This is a genomic window from Pseudomonas svalbardensis (genome assembly GCF_030053115.1).
Taxonomy (GTDB): Bacteria; Pseudomonadota; Gammaproteobacteria; order Pseudomonadales; family Pseudomonadaceae; genus Aquipseudomonas; species Aquipseudomonas svalbardensis.
Genome location: NZ_CP125619.1, coordinates 4544193 through 4562912 on the forward strand (window position 1 = coordinate 4544193; position 18720 = coordinate 4562912).

The window sequence follows — 18720 nt, forward strand, 5'->3', positions numbered from 1 at the left end:
GATGAAACCCCACGCCACGGCCTACAGCCAACGCTTGTTGCGCGGTCAGGCGCCCTCTTACGAACGCTTGCAGGCACGCCTGGCCGAAGACGGTAGTGAATTGGGCGCCGCACCGATTGCCGTGCACTGCGGCTGGGGCCGGTTGCTGATCGGCCACACCTTTCCAGATGCGGCGAGCCTGGCCCAAGAGCTGCTCAATGAGCACACCGGTGAACGCGACATCGCCCTGTACGTGGCTGCGCCTCAGCAAGTACTGGGGCTGGAGCCCGCCCAGTTGTTTCTCGACCCGTCCGACACCCTGCGCCTGTGGTTCAGCGATTACCGCCAATCCACTCGGGTGTTTCGCGGCTTTCGCATCCGCCGGGCCCAGAGCGACGTGGACTGGCAGGCGATCAATCAGCTGTATCATTTGCGTGGCATGTTGCCGATCGACGCCAACTTGCTGACCCCACGCCATCAGGGTGGCCCGGTGTATTGGCTGGCCGAAGATGAGGACAGCGGCGCAATCATCGGCAGCGTCATGGGCCTCAATCACCACAAGGCGTTCAACGACCCAGAGAACGGCAGCAGCCTGTGGTGCCTGGCGGTCGACCCACAATGTTCGCGACCGGGTGTCGGTGAAGTGCTGGTGCGGCATTTGATCGAGCACTTCATGAGCCGTGGGCTGAGTTATCTGGACCTGTCAGTGCTGCACGACAACCGGCAGGCGAAAAGTCTTTACGCCAAGCTCGGGTTTCGCAACCTGTCGACCTTCGCCATCAAGCGTAAAAACTGCATCAATCAGCCATTGTTTCTCGGCCCGGGTCCCGAAGCCGAATTCAATCCTTATGCACGGATCATCGTCGAGGAAGCTCACCGCCGTGGCATCGAAGTACAAGTCGATGACGCCGATGCCGGCCTGTTCACCTTGATCCATGGCAGTCGCCGCGTACGTTGCCGTGAATCCCTCAGCGATCTGACCAGCGCCATCAGCATGACGTTGTGCCAGGACAAAAGCCTGACGCACAAAGTGCTCAAGGCCGCCGGTTTGAACCTGCCGTCACAGCAACTGGCCGGCAACGCCGATGACAATCTGGCGTTTCTCGACGAGCACGAACGGGTGGTGGTCAAACCGCTGGATGGCGAACAGGGCCAGGGCGTCGCGGTTGATTTACGGACCATCGAAGAGGTCCAGCAAGCCATCGAATCCGCCCGCCAGTTCGACAGTCGCGTGCTGCTGGAGAGCTTCCACGAAGGCCTCGACTTGCGGATTGTGGTGATCGGTTTTGAGGTGGTCGCCGCGGCCATTCGCCAACCGGCAGAAGTGGTCGGTGATGGACAGCATTCCATCGGTGCGTTAATCGAAGCCCAGAGCCGGCGTCGTCAGGCGGCGACCAGCGGTGAAAGCAAAATCCCGCTGGATCATGAGACCGAGCGCACCTTGGCAGCGGCGGGTTATGACTACAGCAGCATTCTGCCGGCCGGTGAGCATCTGTTCGTACGGCGTACGGCGAATCTTCATACCGGCGGCATTCTTGAGGATGTCACTGCGATTCTGCATCCGACCCTGGTGGATGCGGCTGTGCGAGCGGCGCGGGCGCTGGACATTCCGATGGTCGGGCTCGACCTGATGGTGCCCGCTGCCGATCAACCGGAGTACGTGTTTATCGAAGCCAATGAGCGCGCCGGCCTGGCCAACCATGAACCGCAGCCGACGGCCGAGCGGTTTGTGGATTTGTTGTTTCCGCACAGTCAGCCGGCGGCCGGACATTGATTTGTCGCCTGTTCCATCGCCATCGCGAGCAGGCTCGCTCGCACATTTGACCGCATTCCCCTGTGGGAGCGAGCCTGCTCGCGATGGGGCCCTGACAGATCACACACTCTCTTTTCCTCATCGAAACCATCGATGCTCTCAACCCATCAGGAGTTTCCATGACCAGCAACATTCCGGAACCGGATCTGATCTACCTGCAAAAAGTCCTGCTGGAAATGCTCGCCATTCCCAGCCCGACCGGGTTCACCGACACCATCGTGCGTTATGTCGCCGAGCGGCTTGAAGAGCTGGGCATTCCCTTTGAGATGACCCGCCGCGGCACCATCCGCGCCACCCTCAAGGGCAAGAAGAACAGTCCCGACCGCGCGGTCTCCGCTCACCTCGACACCATCGGCGCGGCGGTTCGCGCGATCAAGGACAACGGTCGTTTGACCCTGGCGCCTGTCGGTTGCTGGTCCAGCCGTTTTGCCGAGGGCAGTCGGGTCAGCCTGTTTACCGACAACGGCGTAATCCGTGGCAGCGTGCTGCCGCTGATGGCTTCCGGGCATGCGTTCAATACCGCCGTGGATGAAATGCCAATCAGTTGGGATCACGTCGAATTGCGCCTGGACGCCTATTGCGCCACCCGTGCCGATTGCGACTCGCTGGGGATCAGCGTCGGTGATTTTGTCGCCTTCGACCCTTTGCCGGAGTTCACCGAAAGCGGCCACATCAGCGCCCGTCATCTCGATGACAAGGCCGGCGTTGCCGCATTGCTGGCGGCGCTGAAAGCGATCGTCGACAGCGGCGAAGAGCTGATGATCGACTGTCATCCGCTGTTCACCATCACCGAGGAAACCGGCAGTGGCGCGGCGGCGGCGTTACCGTGGGACGTCAGCGAATTCGTCGGCATCGACATCGCCCCGGTCGCGCCGGGTCAGCATTCCAGCGAACACGCGGTGAGCGTGGCAATGCAGGATTCCGGCGGACCTTACGACTATCACCTGTCGCGGCATCTGCTGCGCCTGGCCAGTGACAACGAGTTACCGGTGCGTCGCGACCTGTTCCGCTATTACTTCAGCGATGCCCATTCGGCGGTCACTGCCGGGCATGACATTCGCACCGCCCTGCTTGCCTTCGGCTGCGATGCCACTCACGGCTACGAACGCACCCACATCGACAGCCTCGCCGCCCTCAGCCGCCTGCTCGGCGCCTATATTCTGAGTGCGCCGGTGTTTGCCAGCGATGCACAACCGGCCAAGGGGTCGCTGGACCGGTTCAGTCATCAGATCGAACATGAGACGCAGATGGAAAGCGATACGCGAGTGCCGTCGGTGGATAGTCTGGTGGGGCAGCGGTCTGAAAGCTGAGTCTGGCTTGAGATAGGCTGTGATTGAAAGATTGCCATCGCGAGCAGGCTCGCTCCCACAGGAGTACGCGGTCACCTGTGGGAGCGAGCCTGCTCGCGAATACGCCAGATCAGACAACACAGAACCCCAGGCTAGCCGTCGTTGGTCATTCGCCGTAGCATCGCGCCATTGTTTAGCCGAGGTGCCCATGCTGATCCCCCACGACCAACTTGAAGTCGACACTCTCACCCGCCTGATCGAGGATTTCGTAACCCGCGACGGTACGGACAACGGTGATGACACGCCGCTGGAAACCCGTGTTCTGCGTGTCCGCCAGGCGTTGACCAAGGGCCAGGCGCTGATTGTCTTCGACCCGGAAAGCGAGCAATGCCAGTTGATGCTCAAACACGATGTGCCCAAGCACCTGTTCGACTGAGGCCTTCAGCGCCCTTTGTTTTTTGCCCGTTTGGCCTGAATGCGGTCGTAGACCTCCGCCCGGTGCACGCTGACGTTCTGCGGCGCTTCGACACCGAAGCGCACAGTGTTGCCGTTGACCGCGACAATGCGCACGGAAATGTCGTCACCGATGGAAATCAATTCGCCCACAACGCGACTGAGTACAAGCATGACATTCATCCTTCAGGGTTATCGGACCCTGAAGATGCCTTGCGTGCAGCAGCTCTTCAATGCGCTGGCAGACAATCAGGCCCACCCTACAGCGCAGGACGAACGCTTCCTAAGGAAACGTCTGACAAATCCATTGATTGAAGGACCGATCCTTCAGGAGGCGGAGAAACGCGGCCCGAAAAGGATGACGCTGGCCCCGATCACACACAGCGCCACGCCGAGCCAGTCCGAACCCAGCGGGCGAATCCGCTCGACCACCGCCAGCCAGCCGATCGACGCGATGATGTAGATGCCACCGTACGCGGCATAGGCGCGGCCGGCGTAAGTCGCTTCGATGCGGGTCAGCAGCAGCGCGAACAAGGTCAGACTGAGCAGAGCCGGCACGACCCACCAGGCGCTTTTACCCTGGCGCAGCCACATCCAGAAGGCAAAGCAGCCAGCGATTTCAAACAGCGCGGCGAGAAAAAACCACAGGTAATTGAGCATGCAAACGTCTCACGAGGATGGCCGATGGCGGCCACCCTAACGACGGTGTTGCGTACGGGCAAGTTCAGCCTGCGGTTTGTTTGGCCTTGGCGCGCATTTTGTCGGCCATGGCGGTCATTTCGTCGTAGAGCAATTGCGGATTCTTCTGCTTGAGCGCCCAGGCCATGCGGCCCTGTTCGTGGGGCAGAATCATGAATTCGCCGGCGGCGACGTGCTGATAGATGTAATCGGCAATGTCGGCCGCGGTGATCGGCGAACTTTCCAGCAACTTGCCGACCTGGGCTTTCATGGCCGGCGTCGGGCCACGAAACGAGTCCAGCAGGTTGGTCTGGAAGAAGGACGGGCACACCACATGCACGCCGATTTCCTGCTGCGCCAGCTCGACCAGCAGGCTTTCGGACAACGCCACCACGCCAGCCTTAGCCACGTTGTAGTTGCTCATGGCCGGACCTTGCATCAGGGCGGCCATCGACGCGATGTTGATGATTTTTCCTTTGCTTTTTTCCAGCAGCGGCAGGAAGGCCTTGCAGCCCTTGACCACGCCCATCAGGTTGATCGCGATCTGCCAGTCCCAGTCTTCCAGGGACAGTTCACTGAAGAACCCGCCCGAGGCAACGCCGGCGTTGTTGACGATGACATCGATGCCACCAAGTTTCTCGTCGCAGGCTTGGGCGAAAGCGGTCAGCTGGCTGTAATCGCGCACGTCGCAACGCTGGATAAAACCGTCGCCGCCGGCTTCGCGAACCAGTTTCAAGGTTTCCTGCAGACCGGGTTCGCTGACATCCGACAAGGCCAGCTGCCAGCCTTCACGCGCCCAGCGCAGCGCGATTTCGCGACCTAAGCCCGAGCCCGCACCAGTGATCATCATGCGATTTTGCATAGCAAACAGCCTTGTTGTTCCGGGGAAGATGCATCGAGTGTAGCGAAGGACAATGCCCGACCCACGCTCCATCAGATTGCTGAATGGCCCGAGCAAACCGTGGCAGCGCCTGAACCAACTAGACTCATTAAAAACGAAATAAGCCTTTCTTCGAAAAACATTAAAAAAACTTGGAATTTTCTTTCATGCGCGACAGTCGGATTTTGTAAGCAGCCCGGCTTTATAGCCTCCCGGCTGACAATTAAACGCCAGGTAATTCCAGAACACTTCCAACAAGGAAATAGACATGGGCACAATTCTTATCGTAATCCTGATCCTGTTACTGGTGGGTGGTTTGCCAGTGTTCCCGCACTCCAGAAGTTGGGGTTATGGCCCGTCGGGGATCATCGGCGTCGTGTTGGTGGTGCTGTTGATACTGCTGTTGCTCGGCAAGATTTAAAGGTTTAACAGGCAAAAAAAAGAGGCCCTTTTCAAGGGCCTCTTTTTTATTGCATCAAGACTTAGTCAGGCTTGCCGTCAACCACACCGGCGGTGTTGTCGATCAGGCCCTTGGTCGCCGTTTGCAGGAACGCTTCGAGCTTGAGCTTCAGCTCAGCGGTACGCGGTGCATCCGCAACGATCTCGGCGTGAGGTGTCGCGCCCAGTTCGTACTGGTACATCTTCGGCGCCATTTCCTTTTCCTTCGGCAGCACCAGAATCTGATCAGCCGTGATGATGGCGGTGGTCTGCTCGCTACCCGACGGTTTGATCACGCCAAAACCGGTGTCGCCTTCAGGCAGGTTGAGCAAATCGCGGCCCCAGCACTGATGACGCACTTCGCCACCAATACGGCCCATGATGGTCGGCACTATGTCGATCTGCGTGCCCACGGTATGGTCACGCTCGCCGAACTTTTCCTGGATGCCCGGTGCGATCATCAGCATCGGCACGTTGAAGCGGCCCAGGTCCATTTCGGTGATCTGACGCTCGTTGCCAAAACCGTGGTCGCCGACGATCACAAACAGGGTTTCCTTGAAATACGGCTCCTTGCGGGCCTTTTCAAAGAACTGGCCCAGCGCCCAGTCCGCATAGCGCATGGCAGTCAAATGCTCGTTCAGACTACCGCGATCGGTCACGCGCTCAACCGGCAATGGTGTCGGCAAGGCGTATGGCGTGTGGTTGGACAGGGTTTGCAGCAACGCATAGAACGGCTTGCCGTTTTCCCGCGCCTTGAGCTCTACCAGACCACGGTCGAACATGTCCTGGTCGGACACGCCCCAGGTCGGATCGGAGAACACCGGGTTCACGAAGTCGTTACGACCAATGAAGTTGGTCATGCCCTGGTTGCTGAAGAAACCCGACTGGTTATCCCAAGCGAAGTCGCCGTTGTAGACGTACACGTCGTCATAGTCACGGGCACTGAGCAATTGCGGCAGGCCGGACAACTTGTGGCTGCCTTCCGGCGTCTGCATCAGGTATTCGAAACCTGGCAGGTTCGGGAAGCACGCCATGGTGGCGAACATACCCTGGTGGGTATGGGTCCCGTTGGAGAAGAAGCGGTCGAACATCAGGCCTTCCTTCGACAGTTTGTCGAGGTACGGCGTGATGTTACCCGGTGCACCCAAGGCGCCCACCGAGTGACCGGCCATGCTTTCCATTAGGATCACGACGACGTTCTTGATCGGCAGGGTCTTGTCAGCCGGCGGCGTGTAGTCGCGACGCACGGCTGCGGTTTCGGCATCCACCAGTTTGTCGTCCGCCATCACCAGCATGTCACGCACGATTTTCTGCGCTTCAGGCTGTGGCAGGGTGGCCTTCCATATGTTGTCGCGATTTTCGGACATCCGGCTCTTGGCCGCGGCGACCAGCGACAAGGTGCCGTTGAGGCCCAACTGGTTGGCGAAGTTCGAGTCGGTGGTGTAGACGTCACCCCAGCGCATTGGCGGGCCCTGACGCAGAGTGCCACGAGCGGCGACCACGCAGACCAGCAGGCAGACGACAAACACCGCGATGCGTGAGTACCACGGGGCGACTTGGCGCGTGCCGATGCTGCCGCCGCTGAAGGGGCCACGAGGCCGGGTGGCGCGGTCGGCGCCCTTGAACGCCAGAGTCAGGATCAACGTGCCCACGGCCCAGGCCAGCAGGTAGCGAACCACCGGGAAACCGTACCAGAGCATGCTCATCACGGTTTTCGGGTCTTCCTTTACATATTGGAAGACCAGGCCGTTGAGGCGCTGGTGGAACTCGCGGTAGAAGTCCATCTCCATCAGGCCCAGGAACAGCGCGATGCTCGAGGCAATGGTCAGCCAGAAACGGAAGAATCCGCGTGCGGCCATGGCTCGGGCGCTGAACAGCGCCAGCAGCAATGGAATGCAGAGGTATACCACCAGGCGCAGGTCGAAACGCAGACCGTTAGCGAACGCTTCGAGAAAGGTCGAGGCCGGGGTGTCGAGGATCATCTCGCGGTTGTAAACCAGCAGCGCAACGCGCAGCAGGCTGAACATGACCATCATGACCAGGGCACACAGCAGTGTGTAGGCCAGATGCGATTTGACGGTCGGTTGCAGCAGGCGACTAGAAGCTCGCTGCTGACTCAGGGCGTCCGGGTTTGCCATGTCGTTTTAGGACCCATTGGAAGTTGAAGTTTCAAAAATACAGCGGCGCCTTGCCCTCTGTTGGCCAGTACTCGGCCCCGGGACTTGCGCGGTGCGCAAATGTTGCACGATCACCCGCGGCATTGCCATTGATTACTGCCCGGCATGTTTGGCGCGGGCGAATTGTCTTGGAGGCTTTGTGAAAATTTCGTGCAACGCGATATCCGGAAACAAAATAAAGGCCCCTGCTCCTGATGTCCTTTAGTTCGGGGGGATGTTCGGTTCTGTGGTGATGGCGGCTCAAGTCGGGCCAAACTTGCGCTTGCTCGGTGAGGTTCAAGACGGTATTTACAGGGAAATGCGTTCACTTGAAGCCAGGCCGGCCGGTAGGCCGCCTCGCTTAGGCGTTTGCGGTGCACGCCCCCTCGGGAGGCCGAGCGCAGGTTCTGCGCAGTGGGCAACCCGGCATGGATGCCGGGTTAGCCGCCCCCGGCCATGGATGGCCGATGGCGGCGGGCCCACGGAGCAGGACCGGAGTGAGGGCATGCCGAGCCTAGGCGAGGCACCGAACGAAAGGGGCAGGAACCCTTTGGTTACTTTGGGGTTCTTTTCCAAAGTGACCTGCCGTAAGGGCGGAACCCTAAGCAGCCGTTACCGCAGAAACGGATATGTACCCCAATCAAAAGAGCGCCGCAGTTACTTCTCGGCGCGTTCTTTCAGGGCTTTCAAGGTATTGAACGGCGCATCAACCACAAACTTGTTGGCGACCATCGACGGTATGCTACCGCCCGGCTCGGTGTGCACCTGATAGGTCACTTCGATCTGATCGCCCTTGGGCACGAACTTCCAGAAACCGTCGACCTTGGTAACCCGCACAAAGCCTTTTTCTTCAGGAATGTACTTCGGCACACCTTCGAGTTTGCGGGTCAGGCTGCCATCAGCCCCCTCGACAGTGGTCACATGCAGCACCGAATCACGCGCGGTAACCGGCCAAGGAGTATTGAACTGAGTGTAGCTCCAGCTCTGATCACCTTCATGTTTGAGCAATTTCTGAGTCTTGCATTCGTGAATCCAGGCGCAGGCCCCCGGCACGTCTTCCTGCAAAGCTCGCAGTTTGGCCACGGTGGTCTTCATCAGCGTGACACCACGGTAGGCCTTGTAATCGGAGCCGGCCACCTCGCTCAAGGAGATCTTGATGCCGTCCTGTTCCTTGGCGACTTTCCAGTCTTCGGCCTGAGCAGCCGTGGTGGCGAGCATTACCGTCAAACCACACAGCACAGCCATACGTTGCAGCGAACCCATAGTCTTATTCCTTATTGTTGAAGATCCGTTCGTTGAACACATCACGCCGCCGTCATTTGCTCCCACCAACCCAACAATTTGATCGCTTCGTCACTGCTGCTTCCGCAGACTTCGATGTCGGCTTCGAACGCCAAACACACTGCAGGACGTTCCGGTTGGCCGAAAATGCCGCACAGGTTATCGACAGAGAGTTGTACGCAACGTTCTCCGGCGGGCTTGCCATTGGGCATGCCAGGAATCGGTGAACTGATGGAAGGGGCAATGCAACAGGCGCCACAGCCTTCACGGCATTTCATGACGACGAGCTCCTCGACGGGCGATGTGTTAAAGGACGTGGCACAGAGTAACCGCTAAAACGCTTGTTTAAAATTGTCTGGGCCCGGGTTTTTCGCTTAAACGAGCGTGACTGACCAGTCTCCGACAAAGCGTCTGGCCAGCGGGTCACGGACGGGAAGAAATTATCGTTTGAACTCGAATTCCAGGGCTGCGCCTTCGACTTCATGACGCTCTTCGTTGCGCAGTTGCAACTGCATTTCGTTGCTGATCAGCCTCCCGTTGAGCTGAAACGGACCAGCCTTGTCACCAAACATTTGCGGCAATAGTGCATCGTGCCGTGGCAACGCTACCGTACCGAGCGGTTTCAGCTCCTCGGCCATGTCTTGGGGCAGGCTTAAATCCAGGTCGGCCGAAGGAAGCTCGGTTTTCGCGATCTCACTGGCGGATTTGGACTTGGAGGCAATCGGCGGTCGCTTTTTCACCTTGGCCGCTTTCTTTTTGACCGGCGCAGCTTTCTTGACCGGTGCCGGTTTTTTCGCGGTGGCGCTTGCTGCCGGTTTTTCTTGAACGGAAGCCGCCAATACGCCTTCGGCCTGGAAGGTCATCAGCAGGCAGATCGATAGCCAGACGGCGGGAAAAATCGGCTTCATGGAACCAACGGTACAAACGGCAGGAGTCCTATGCTCGCCTGTTGCACGCGACATGACAAGCTCGGGCAGGAATATCCTGCCCGCCCCCTCAAAAGCCGCCGACCATCTCCTGACAGAGCTGAGTGGCGAGCATGCCCAAGGTCATCAATGCACGTTCGGCTTCACGGTTCCAGGGTGTGCCGCAGTTCAGCCGAATGCAGTGGTTGAACTGCTCGGTGTTACTGAAAATCAGCCCCGGCGCGATGCTGATGCCCTGCTGCAACGCACGAACGTGCAGCTCCTGCGTGTTGACCCGCCCCGGCAGGCTGACCCACAGAATGAAGCCGCCGGTCGGCCGGGTCATCTGTGTGCCTTCCGGGAAGTATTGCTGAACCGCCAGCTGGAAAGCGCTGAGGTTCTTGCGGTACTCCTGACGGATGTAGCGCAAATGCCGGTCGTAACCACCGTTCTCCAGGTACGCCGCAATGCCCATCTGCGTGACGCTGCAGGCTGAATGGGTGCTGAAGGTCTGCAAACGCTGGATTTCCTGCTGGTACTTGCCGGCAATCATCCAGCCGATCCGCACGCCCGGCGACAGGGTTTTGGAGAAGCTTGAGCAATAGATCACTCGATCCAGCCGATCGTAGGCTTTAAGTGATTTGGTGCGCCCCTGCTCGAACATCAGTTCGCCGTAGATATCGTCTTCCACAATCTGGATATCGAAATCCGAGGCCAGACGCAGCAGTTGCTTCTGCCGCTCTTCGGGCATGGTGCCGCCCAATGGATTGCTCAAACGAGTGGTCAGCACCAGCGCCTTGATCGACCACTGGTTGGCCGCCAGCTGCAAAGCTTCGAGGCTCATACCGGTGGCCGGATCGCTCGGAATCTCGATGACCTTGAGGCCCAGCAGGTCAGCCAGTTGCAGCAAACCGTAGTAGGTCGGCGATTCGGCGGCGATCAGGTCGCCCGGGCGAGTCAGCACACGCAGGGACATCTGCAACGCATCGACGCAGCCGTGGGTAATCACCACTTCCGACGGATCGACCACCACGCCGGCATCGCGCATGCGGATCGCCACTTGTCGGCGCAAGGGTTCGAAACCCGGGCTGAACATGTAGCTGAACGCCCGCGGGCTATGGAAACGGGTGACTTTGGCCAGTTGCTGATGCAGCGCCCGCACCGGCAGATAATCAACGCTCGGTACCGCCGCGCCCAAGGGAAACACACCCTCGCGGCGGGATTCGACCAGAACTTGTTGGATGATGCTGCTGCGAGTGACCAGACCTGGACGCTCGACCCGGGCGATGTCCGGTGTCGGCGCGGTCAGGGCCGGGGTCTGGTGCACGTAGTAACCGGACTGCGGCCGGGCGCGGATCAGCCCCTGATCCTCGAGGTTGGCGTAAGCCTGCAACACCGTCGCATGGCTGACGTTGAGCTGCGAGCTCATCTTGCGCACCGAAGGCACGCGCTCCCCCGGTTGATAGACGCCACGGCGGATGTCTTCGGCCAGTTGTTGAGCAATACGTTGGTAGAGCAAGAGATTGGTCATGACGCAGCACTCGATTTCACGGGCATTTTATTCTTGTGTGAAACAATACCGGAACAGTTTAGAAGTGTACTGGGACAGTTGCCACAATAGTCGACCGTACAGTGCAGTGTCAGCAAAAACTGTACTGTTTTGTGAGTTGATTAGCAGGCGTAAAAAAACCCGGCGCTGACGTGCAGGCCGGGTTTTCCAGTGACGCAGCCCTTAGCGGGCAGCGCCGAGCTGGCCTTTTTCGTCAGAGAACACAATTTCTACCCGACGGTTCTGTGCACGTCCCCGTTCGGAGGCGTTCACGTCGACCGGATATTCATCACCGTAACCTTCGACCTGAATACGTTTATCATCGATGCCCAAATCCATCAGCACGTCCGCCACCGATTGTGCACGGTCACGGGACAGCTTGAGGTTTTCCTGCTTGCCGCCGGTACTGTCGGCATAACCTTCGATGCGCACTACGCGCTTGGGGTTGAGCTGCAGGAACTGCACGATCTTCAACACCACGCGGTTCGCCGAGTTTTTCAACTCCGCTTCGCCCGTGTCGAACAGCACGTCGCCCAAGGTCATCACCAGGCCACGGTCGGTCTGGGTGGTCGCCAGCGCGACAATCTGTTCTTCGAGCCACTTGCCCTGCTGCTGCACGCTGAGCAGTTTGGATTCGCGCAAGGCTAGCTGCAGGCGCTGACGCTCCAGTTCGAGCTTCGCCGCACGTTCTTCGTTGAGCACCTGATTGGTGTGTTCGCGCGCGATTTCGCTATAGCGCTCACTCAGGTAAGCGTAATGCAGCACGTCCGATCCACTGCCCCAGTAACTGGACAGACGATCGGCGCGGGCCAGCGACTCACCAGCACGAATCACGTCCTTGGGCGCGATTCGCAGCACGTTGGAATCTTCCTTGACCTTCTGGAAGTCAGTACTGGCCTGCTGCAACGCGGCCTCGCTGTGCTGACCGGCACAACCATAGAGGCTGGCGCAGCCTGCCAGGATCAAACCGCCCAGGGCTTTGGTCTTGAGGCTCATTGGGCATCTCCCAGTTGCTTGCGCACACGAGTGATGCGGGTATTAAGCACGTTCAACTGCTCCTCGCTCTTGAGGGTCAGAACCCGGGCTTCGGCCAGACGCGCGTCCAGTTCGGCCTGCTCGGCCCGCATGCGCGCGTTCTTGAAGGATTGGTCGTTCATGCTGCCCTTGGCGCGGTTGAACTTGTCTTCAGCCAGTTTCATTTCCGGCACGTCGGCGGCGGTGGCGCCTACAGCCTTGGCCTGTTCGAGTGCCTGTTCGGTCAGGCGCATTTGTTCATTCGGCGCCGGATCGGCTGCACAACCCGCCAGAGCCAGAACGGCCAGGGCAGCGAAAAGAGGTCGAATACTCACTAAAAATCCCTACTGTTTTGGGGTACTGACAGGTGGTTGCTGCGGTTGTGAGAGCTGCGCCTTCCAGCGCTCGATATTGCGTTGCAGCACGGCTTCCGTCAGTCCGGACGCGGGCAATTCTGTCATCTTTTTGGCCAGCTGTCCGCGCAACCACGGATCGTTGCAGGCGGAGTTGTGGGAAACCGCGAGGAACAGGCCGGGTTTGTCGATCGGTTGAGGACGGGCGATCAGGTCGTTGGCTAGGTTAAGTGTCTGCGCGGCCGCCATGCCCGAGTAGCGTCCGGCCAGGACAAATTCCACCTCGCCCAGCAGCAACTTCTGAAAGGCCTGGGTCAGGTTAGGCGTGCGTGCGAGGGTCAATTGCTGCTCGGCGAACACGCCAAATGCCGGGGTCATACGAGACTTTTCCGACAACGCGCCGGGATGACCGTGAAGGTCCTGCGCTTCGTTGTAGACCAGCGTCGAGTCTTTGCGGGTCCAGACCAGGTAATCGTTTTCCAGTAACGGCGGATGAATGTAATCCAGAGTGCCCAGTTCGCTGACCGTCAATGACGCATCCGCCAGCATGTCCATTCGTCCACTGCGCACTTCGTCCAGAGCCTGAGAGCGTTTGCCGGCGTAAAGCAGTTCGACCTTGATTCCCAGCTCCCCCGCCACTTGCTGCAACAGGTCAGCGCTGGCGCCGATCAGGTGCTTGGGGTTTTGCGGGTCTTGCCACAGGTACGGCGGCGCGTCCGGGCTGCCGGTCACCACCAGGCGCTCGCACTTGCCCGCGGCGACGGACAGCGCCGGCAACAACGTCAGACCCAGCAGCAATGACCAGCCGTAAACGCGGCGCAGATCCATGACAACACTCTCCCACTAAAATCCGGAACAAAAAAAAGCCCGACCAAAAGGTCGGGCTCTTTATAAGTCAGGCCGCTGGATTAGACCAGCTTCTCGAACTCAGGGATGGCTTCGAACAGGTCCGCTACCAGGCCGTAATCGGCCACCTGGAAGATCGGCGCTTCTTCGTCCTTGTTGATCGCAACGATCACTTTGGAGTCTTTCATGCCGGCCAGGTGCTGGATCGCGCCGGAGATACCGACGGCGATGTACAGCTGTGGAGCAACGATCTTGCCGGTCTGACCGACCTGCATGTCGTTGGGTACAAAACCTGCATCGACCGCGGCGCGGGAAGCACCGACAGCAGCGCCCAGCTTGTCGGCCAGGGCGTACAGGTGTTTGAAGTTGTCGCCGTTCTGCATGCCGCGACCGCCGGAAACGACGATCTTGGCAGCGGTCAGTTCCGGACGATCGGACTTGGCCAGTTCTTCGCCGACGAAGCTGGAAATACCAGCATCGTGAGCAGCCGCAACGGCTTCAACAGCCGCCGAACCACCTTCAGCAGCGACCGGGTCGAAACCGGTAGCACGCACGGTGATCACTTTTACTGCGGCGTTCGATTGAACGGTAGCAATGGCGTTACCGGCGTAGATCGGGCGCTTGAAAGTGTCAGCGCTTTCGACCGAGATGATCTCGGAGATCTGGTCAACGTCCAGCTGAGCGGCAACGCGCGGCAGGATGTTTTTGCCGTTGGAAGTCGCGGCAGCCAGGATGTGGCTGTAGCCCTTGCCCAATTCGGCCACCAGCGGCGCAACGTTTTCCGGCAGTTGATGAGCGTAGGCGGCGTTGTCGGCCACCAGCACTTTAGCCACGCCAGCGATTTTCGCAGCGGCTTCAGCAACAGCACCCACATTCTGGCCAGCGACCAGAACGTGAATGTCGCCACCAATTTTGGCGGCAGCAGCAACGGTGTTCAGGGTGGCAGGAGCCACAACCTTGTTGTCGTGCTCAGCGATTACCAAGATAGTCATGATTAGATTACCTTCGCTTCGTTTTTCAGTTTCTCGACCAGTTCAGCCACCGACTTGACCTTGATACCCGCGCTGCGTGCAGCTGGCGCTTCGACTTTCACGGTCTTGTTGGTGGAGGCGGTGGAAACGCCCAAAGCGTCCGGAGTCAGCACTTCGAGAGGCTTCTTCTTGGCTTTCATGATGTTTGGCAGGGACGCGTAGCGCGGCTCGTTCAAACGCAGGTCGGTGGTGACGATGGCCGGCAGTTTCAGGGAAACCGTCTGCGCGCCGCCGTCGACTTCGCGAGTCACGGCAACCGTGTCGCCGCTGATTTCGACTTTGGACGCGAACGTGCCCTGACCGTAGCCGCTCAATGCCGCGAGCATCTGGCCGGTCTGGTTGTTGTCGCTGTCGATGGCTTGTTTGCCAAGGATCACCAGCTGAGGCTGTTCCTTGTCGACAACAGCCTTGAGCAGCTTGGCAACGGCCAGCGAAGTCAGGTCTTCAGCGGATTCGACGAGGATGGCGCGGTCGGCACCCAGAGCCAGCGCGGTGCGCAGTTGCTCTTGAGCGGTGGACGGGCCGATGGAGACGACGACGATTTCAGTCGCAACACCTTTCTCTTTCAGGCGTACGGCTTCTTCCACTGCGATTTCGCAGAACGGGTTCATCGACATCTTGACGTTGGCGAGGTCGACGCCGGAATTGTCCGCCTTGACGCGAACCTTGACGTTGTAATCCACAACGCGTTTGACAGCTACAAGAACCTTCATGGATTCCTCGTTACTCTCCGGTGAAAAGAAAGTCGCCTAGGCGAACCTGGCGGTTTGATGCTCATCGGCGCAAGGGCACCTCTAAAAACGCTGGCAAAGGTGTCAAGTGACAAGCGCTCACGATGAAGATGACCGTTGGTCAGTGGTGACTCACGAGTCATTCATTATCGCGGCGTGTAAACTGCGCGCCAGAACCTGCGCTGCGCACACCTTGTACTGCCATCGCCCTGTCTTTAGAGGTGCTCTTGAAACCAACAGTCAGCCTACGGCGAGCGCAAAACCGACCGTATCTTGACCGGAACGCCTATTCCGGTCAATACGGCAAAATGGCCAGTCATAAGCCGCGTGACTTTGATTTCTCTGGCTTTGAGCTGATTCAAACAAACGTTTGTATTGGACGCTAGGAGTGGTGTAGATATAATGCGCCACCTTAGAGAGAAAGGTGGCTCATCGATTGTCCTCTTCCTGCATTACGCAGGAATTCATGGATGCGACACCAAACCTCCAATTAGAAAAAAAACTGTTGAGCCTTGAGTAGGAGATAACCTGTGGAACGCGAATACATGGAATTCGACGTGGTCATCGTCGGTGCCGGCCCCGCTGGTCTTTCCGCCGCCTGCCGATTGAAGCAGAAGGCCGCCGAAGCCGGTAAGGAAATCAGCGTCTGCGTGGTCGAAAAAGGCTCCGAAGTGGGTGCTCACATCCTGTCCGGTGCCGTGTTCGAACCACGCGCCCTGAACGAATTGTTCCCGGACTGGAAAGAACTCGGCGCCCCGCTGAATACGCCAGTCACCCGCGATGACATCTTCGTTCTCAAGAACGCCGACAGCGCGCAAAAGATTCCTGACCTCTTTGTGCCCAAGACCATGCACAACGAAGGCAACTACATCATCTCCCTGGGCAACCTGTGCCGCTGGCTGGCTCAGCAGGCCGAAAACCTGGGCGTGGAAATCTACCCAGGCTTCGCCGCTCAGGAGGCGCTGTTCGACGAAAACGGCGTGGTTCGCGGGATTATCACCGGTGATCTGGGCGTTGACCGCGAAGGCCATCCGAAAGAAGGCCTGTACACCCCGGGCATGGAACTGCGTGGCAAGTACACGCTGTTCGCCGAAGGTTGCCGTGGCCATATCGGCAAGCAACTGATCAAGCGCTTCAACCTCGACAGCGATGCCGACGCCCAGCACTACGGCATCGGCCTGAAAGAAATCTGGGAAATCGACCCGACCAAGCATCAACCAGGTCTGGTGGTCCACACCGCCGGCTGGCCGCTGGACATCATGGGCACCGAGAACACCGGTGGCTCGTTCCTCTATCACCTGGAAAACAACCAAGTTGTAGTCGGTCTGATCGTCGATCTTTCCTACAGCAACACCTACCTGTCGCCATTCGACGAGTTCCAGCGCCTCAAGCATCACCCAGTGCTCAAGCAGTACCTGGAAGGCGGCAAGCGCATCAGCTACGGCGCTCGCGCCATCAGCAAAGGTGGCCTGAACTCCCTGCCGAAAATGGTCTTCAAGGGCGGCGCGCTGATCGGTTGCGACCTCGGCACCCTGAACTTCGCCAAGATCAAAGGCAGCCACACCGCCATGAAGTCCGGCATGCTCGCCGCTGAATCCGTGGCCGAGGCGCTGTACGCTGAAAAGGACGGCACCGAAGAGCTGACCACTTACGTCGACGCGTTCAAGAAGAGCTGGCTCTACGACGAACTGTTCGCCAGCCGCAACTTTGGTCCGGCGATCCACAAGTTCGGCGCCATCGTCGGCGGCGGTTTCAACTGGCTCGACCAGAACATCTTCGGCGGCAAACTGCCGTTCACCTTGCACGACACCAAGCCGGACTACGCTTGCCTCAAGCTTGCGGCCGACTGCAAGAAAATCGACTACCCGAAACCGGACGGCAAGATCAGCTTCGACAAACTCAGCTCGGTGTTCATCTCCGGTACCAACCATGAAGAAGAGCAGCCGTGCCACCTGAAGCTGACCGATCCGAGCATCCCGATCGCCAAGAACCTGCCGCTCTACGATGAGCCTGCCCAGCGTTACTGCCCGGCCGGCGTGTACGAAGTGGTAACCAAGGAAGACGGCGAGAAGCGCTTCCAGATCAACGCCCAGAACTGCGTTCACTGCAAGACCTGCGACATCAAGGATCCTGCACAGAACATCACCTGGGTGGCGCCGGAAGGCTCTGGCGGCCCGACTTATCCGAACATGTAAGTCGAACGGCTGAACATCAAGGCTCCCGAACGGGGGCCTTTTTGTTGCCTGCAATTCAAGCCACACCACAAACCAATGTGGGGGATCAGCGGCGAATCAAGCAGCACGCTCATCACCAGGATTACGCTCGAAGTAGCGCTTGTACTCGCGACTGAACTGCGACGTGCTTTGATACCCGACCCGATGCGCCACCTGAGCCACGCCCAACCCCTCGCCCAGCAGTAACTGCTGGGCCCTGAGCAAACGCAAACGCTTCAAGTACTGCACTGGCGACAACAACGTGCTGCGTTTGAAATGCTCGTGAAAGGTCGACGCACTCATGTTCGCGCAACTGGCTAGGGTTTCGACGTTCAGCGGCTCGGTGTAATGCGCATGCAGATGGCTGAGCGATGCCGCGATCCGGGCGAATTGCCCCTGTTGCTCGACCAGCGCCCGCAACACATCGGCTTGCGGCCCGCGCAAGGCGACGAACAACAACTCGCGCAACCGCGCCTGCCCCATCACCTGGCATTCCAGCGGATCGTGCAGGCAACGCAGCAGCCGCTCAACACAACCACGCATCGCATCGTCGAGCACCGCCGAGGTCATGGACTCTGGCGTTTGCGCCGCAATACTACGCCCCGGCGCTAGGCCCATGGCCAAGACCAACTCACCGAGCAACACCCGGTCGATGGCGATGGACACCCCGAGCATCGGCCCATCCGGCGCCGAAAACGTTTCGCACTCGAACGGCACCGGCAGTGCCTGAATCAGATAATGCCCGGCGCCGTACTCCAGCGTACGCGGCCCCAGATACGCCAGCTTGCTGCCCTGGGCGATGATCACCAGACTCGGCTCGTAAATCTGCGGGCCGCGAGCCACATCACAACTGGCCCGCAAAACCTGCACACCCGGCAACGCCGTGGGAGCAAAACCGTCGCGGGTGGTCAGCGGCTGTATCAATGAAACCAGGGTGGCATTGGCATCCAGATGACGGGTCAACAACATGAGGGCTCTTCACAAAAAAGTCGCGAAAATAGGGATGAAAGCATCATCGCAGGTCTGATGGCCAATGCGACCCATTGAAGGCTGATGCCGGAGGATTAGGCATGACACCCGGAGGAATCGCCATGGTCGGTGGCCGGTGCGG

19 protein-coding genes are annotated in these 18720 nt (G+C 59.1%); 5 read left to right on the forward strand and 14 right to left on the reverse strand.

Translation table 11 applies throughout. From position 1 onward, the window contains the following. The first annotated feature begins 1 nt into the window (after position 1). From ngg to QFX16_RS20950, 3 genes are all read left to right on the forward strand, one after another. Entirely contained in the window at positions 2-1753 is a 1752-nt protein-coding gene (gene ngg, locus QFX16_RS20940; protein WP_283181175.1) for an N-acetylglutaminylglutamine synthetase, read from the forward strand. 158 nt (positions 1754-1911) lie between these two features. Beyond that, positions 1912-3102 carry an osmoprotectant NAGGN system M42 family peptidase gene (locus tag QFX16_RS20945; protein WP_283181176.1) on the forward strand — a complete coding sequence of 397 codons (1191 nt, stop codon included), beginning with the start codon at positions 1912-1914 and terminating at the stop codon, positions 3100-3102. 187 nt (positions 3103-3289) lie between these two features. Further along, positions 3290-3517: a YheU family protein gene (locus tag QFX16_RS20950; protein ID WP_003199186.1), complete on the forward strand. Its 228-nt coding sequence runs from the start codon at positions 3290-3292 to the stop codon at positions 3515-3517. A gap of 5 nt (positions 3518-3522) precedes the next feature. Here the strand turns inward: QFX16_RS20950 and csrA are convergent, their stop codons facing one another. From csrA to QFX16_RS20965, 3 genes are all read right to left on the reverse strand, one after another. Next, positions 3523-3708, reverse strand: coding sequence for a carbon storage regulator CsrA (csrA, locus tag QFX16_RS20955; RefSeq protein WP_282481278.1), 186 nt, complete (start codon positions 3706-3708; stop codon positions 3523-3525). A 153-nt stretch (positions 3709-3861) separates the two neighbouring features. Then, positions 3862-4194 (reverse strand): YnfA family protein, encoded by a 333-nt coding sequence (locus QFX16_RS20960; protein ID WP_074878904.1) that lies wholly within the window; start codon positions 4192-4194, stop codon positions 3862-3864. A gap of 64 nt (positions 4195-4258) precedes the next feature. Beyond that, the gene (locus QFX16_RS20965; RefSeq protein WP_283181177.1) at positions 4259-5074 is read right to left on the reverse strand and encodes an SDR family oxidoreductase; all 816 of its coding nucleotides are present in this window, start codon (positions 5072-5074) and stop codon (positions 4259-4261) included. Positions 5075-5354: 280 nt separating this feature from the next. Here QFX16_RS20965 and QFX16_RS20970 point away from each other — a divergent pair, with 280 nt between their 5' ends. Continuing rightward, a complete protein-coding gene (locus QFX16_RS20970; RefSeq protein ID WP_169858239.1) occupies positions 5355-5513 on the forward strand; it encodes a DUF3309 family protein in 159 nt (52 codons plus the stop codon). A 61-nt stretch (positions 5514-5574) separates the two neighbouring features. Here QFX16_RS20970 and QFX16_RS20975 read toward each other — a convergent pair whose 3' ends face one another. The 10 genes from QFX16_RS20975 to QFX16_RS21020 form a co-directional block, all read right to left on the reverse strand. After that, positions 5575-7668 carry an LTA synthase family protein gene (locus tag QFX16_RS20975; RefSeq protein ID WP_283181178.1) on the reverse strand — a complete coding sequence of 698 codons (2094 nt, stop codon included), beginning with the start codon at positions 7666-7668 and terminating at the stop codon, positions 5575-5577. A 675-nt stretch (positions 7669-8343) separates the two neighbouring features. Then, positions 8344-8949 (reverse strand): START domain-containing protein, encoded by a 606-nt coding sequence (locus tag QFX16_RS20980; protein WP_283181179.1) that lies wholly within the window; start codon positions 8947-8949, stop codon positions 8344-8346. A 41-nt stretch (positions 8950-8990) separates the two neighbouring features. Beyond that, positions 8991-9245, reverse strand: a complete 255-nt coding sequence (locus QFX16_RS20985) for a YkgJ family cysteine cluster protein (protein WP_283181180.1) — start codon at positions 9243-9245, stop codon at positions 8991-8993. 162 nt (positions 9246-9407) lie between these two features. Beyond that, complete coding sequence (locus tag QFX16_RS20990; RefSeq protein WP_283181181.1) at positions 9408-9875, reverse strand: translation initiation factor 2; 468 nt, start codon at positions 9873-9875, stop codon at positions 9408-9410. A gap of 88 nt (positions 9876-9963) precedes the next feature. Next, complete coding sequence (locus QFX16_RS20995) at positions 9964-11403, reverse strand: aminotransferase-like domain-containing protein (protein WP_008146981.1); 1440 nt, start codon at positions 11401-11403, stop codon at positions 9964-9966. 201 nt (positions 11404-11604) lie between these two features. Next, the gene (locus QFX16_RS21000; RefSeq protein ID WP_123364827.1) at positions 11605-12417 is read right to left on the reverse strand and encodes an OmpA family protein; all 813 of its coding nucleotides are present in this window, start codon (positions 12415-12417) and stop codon (positions 11605-11607) included. Further along, positions 12414-12770, reverse strand: a complete 357-nt coding sequence (locus tag QFX16_RS21005; RefSeq protein WP_283181182.1) for a DUF4398 domain-containing protein — start codon at positions 12768-12770, stop codon at positions 12414-12416. Before QFX16_RS21005 ends, QFX16_RS21000 begins: the two co-directional genes overlap by 4 nt. Positions 12771-12779: 9 nt before the next feature. Beyond that, a complete protein-coding gene (locus QFX16_RS21010; protein ID WP_283181183.1) occupies positions 12780-13616 on the reverse strand; it encodes a substrate-binding periplasmic protein in 837 nt (278 codons plus the stop codon). An 80-nt stretch (positions 13617-13696) separates the two neighbouring features. Further along, positions 13697-14626: an electron transfer flavoprotein subunit alpha/FixB family protein gene (locus tag QFX16_RS21015; RefSeq protein ID WP_283181184.1), complete on the reverse strand. Its 930-nt coding sequence runs from the start codon at positions 14624-14626 to the stop codon at positions 13697-13699. Between the two features lie 2 nt (positions 14627-14628). Then, on the reverse strand, positions 14629-15378 hold the full coding sequence (locus QFX16_RS21020; protein WP_056745417.1) for an electron transfer flavoprotein subunit beta/FixA family protein: 750 nt from the start codon (positions 15376-15378) through the stop codon (positions 14629-14631). Between the two features lie 548 nt (positions 15379-15926). Here QFX16_RS21020 and QFX16_RS21025 point away from each other — a divergent pair. Beyond that, positions 15927-17591 (forward strand): electron transfer flavoprotein-ubiquinone oxidoreductase, encoded by a 1665-nt coding sequence (locus QFX16_RS21025; protein ID WP_283181185.1) that lies wholly within the window; start codon positions 15927-15929, stop codon positions 17589-17591. Positions 17592-17687: 96 nt separating this feature from the next. Here the strand turns inward: QFX16_RS21025 and QFX16_RS21030 are convergent, their stop codons facing one another. Further along, entirely contained in the window at positions 17688-18578 is an 891-nt protein-coding gene (locus QFX16_RS21030) for an AraC family transcriptional regulator (RefSeq protein WP_283181186.1), read from the reverse strand. Positions 18579-18720: the final 142 nt, after the last annotated feature.

Excerpts from the sequence above, each read along its gene's own strand:
- ngg (WP_283181175.1), top strand. The coding sequence starts at position 2 with ATGAAACCCCACGCCACGGCCTACAGCCAACGCTTGTTGCGCGGTCAG.
- QFX16_RS20945 (WP_283181176.1), top strand. The coding sequence starts at position 1,912 with ATGACCAGCAACATTCCGGAACCGGATCTGATCTACCTGCAAAAAGTC.
- QFX16_RS20950 (WP_003199186.1), top strand. The coding sequence starts at position 3,290 with ATGCTGATCCCCCACGACCAACTTGAAGTCGACACTCTCACCCGCCTG.
- csrA (WP_282481278.1), bottom strand. The coding sequence starts at position 3,708 with ATGCTTGTACTCAGTCGCGTTGTGGGCGAATTGATTTCCATCGGTGAC.
- QFX16_RS20960 (WP_074878904.1), bottom strand. The coding sequence starts at position 4,194 with ATGCTCAATTACCTGTGGTTTTTTCTCGCCGCGCTGTTTGAAATCGCT.
- QFX16_RS20965 (WP_283181177.1), bottom strand. The coding sequence starts at position 5,074 with ATGCAAAATCGCATGATGATCACTGGTGCGGGCTCGGGCTTAGGTCGC.
- QFX16_RS20975 (WP_283181178.1), bottom strand. The coding sequence starts at position 7,668 with ATGGCAAACCCGGACGCCCTGAGTCAGCAGCGAGCTTCTAGTCGCCTG.
- QFX16_RS20980 (WP_283181179.1), bottom strand. The coding sequence starts at position 8,949 with ATGGGTTCGCTGCAACGTATGGCTGTGCTGTGTGGTTTGACGGTAATG.
- QFX16_RS20985 (WP_283181180.1), bottom strand. The coding sequence starts at position 9,245 with ATGAAATGCCGTGAAGGCTGTGGCGCCTGTTGCATTGCCCCTTCCATC.
- QFX16_RS20990 (WP_283181181.1), bottom strand. The coding sequence starts at position 9,875 with ATGAAGCCGATTTTTCCCGCCGTCTGGCTATCGATCTGCCTGCTGATG.
- QFX16_RS20995 (WP_008146981.1), bottom strand. The coding sequence starts at position 11,403 with ATGACCAATCTCTTGCTCTACCAACGTATTGCTCAACAACTGGCCGAA.
- QFX16_RS21000 (WP_123364827.1), bottom strand. The coding sequence starts at position 12,417 with ATGAGCCTCAAGACCAAAGCCCTGGGCGGTTTGATCCTGGCAGGCTGC.
- QFX16_RS21010 (WP_283181183.1), bottom strand. The coding sequence starts at position 13,616 with ATGGATCTGCGCCGCGTTTACGGCTGGTCATTGCTGCTGGGTCTGACG.
- QFX16_RS21015 (WP_283181184.1), bottom strand. The coding sequence starts at position 14,626 with ATGACTATCTTGGTAATCGCTGAGCACGACAACAAGGTTGTGGCTCCT.
- QFX16_RS21020 (WP_056745417.1), bottom strand. The coding sequence starts at position 15,378 with ATGAAGGTTCTTGTAGCTGTCAAACGCGTTGTGGATTACAACGTCAAG.
- QFX16_RS21030 (WP_283181186.1), bottom strand. The coding sequence starts at position 18,578 with ATGTTGTTGACCCGTCATCTGGATGCCAATGCCACCCTGGTTTCATTG.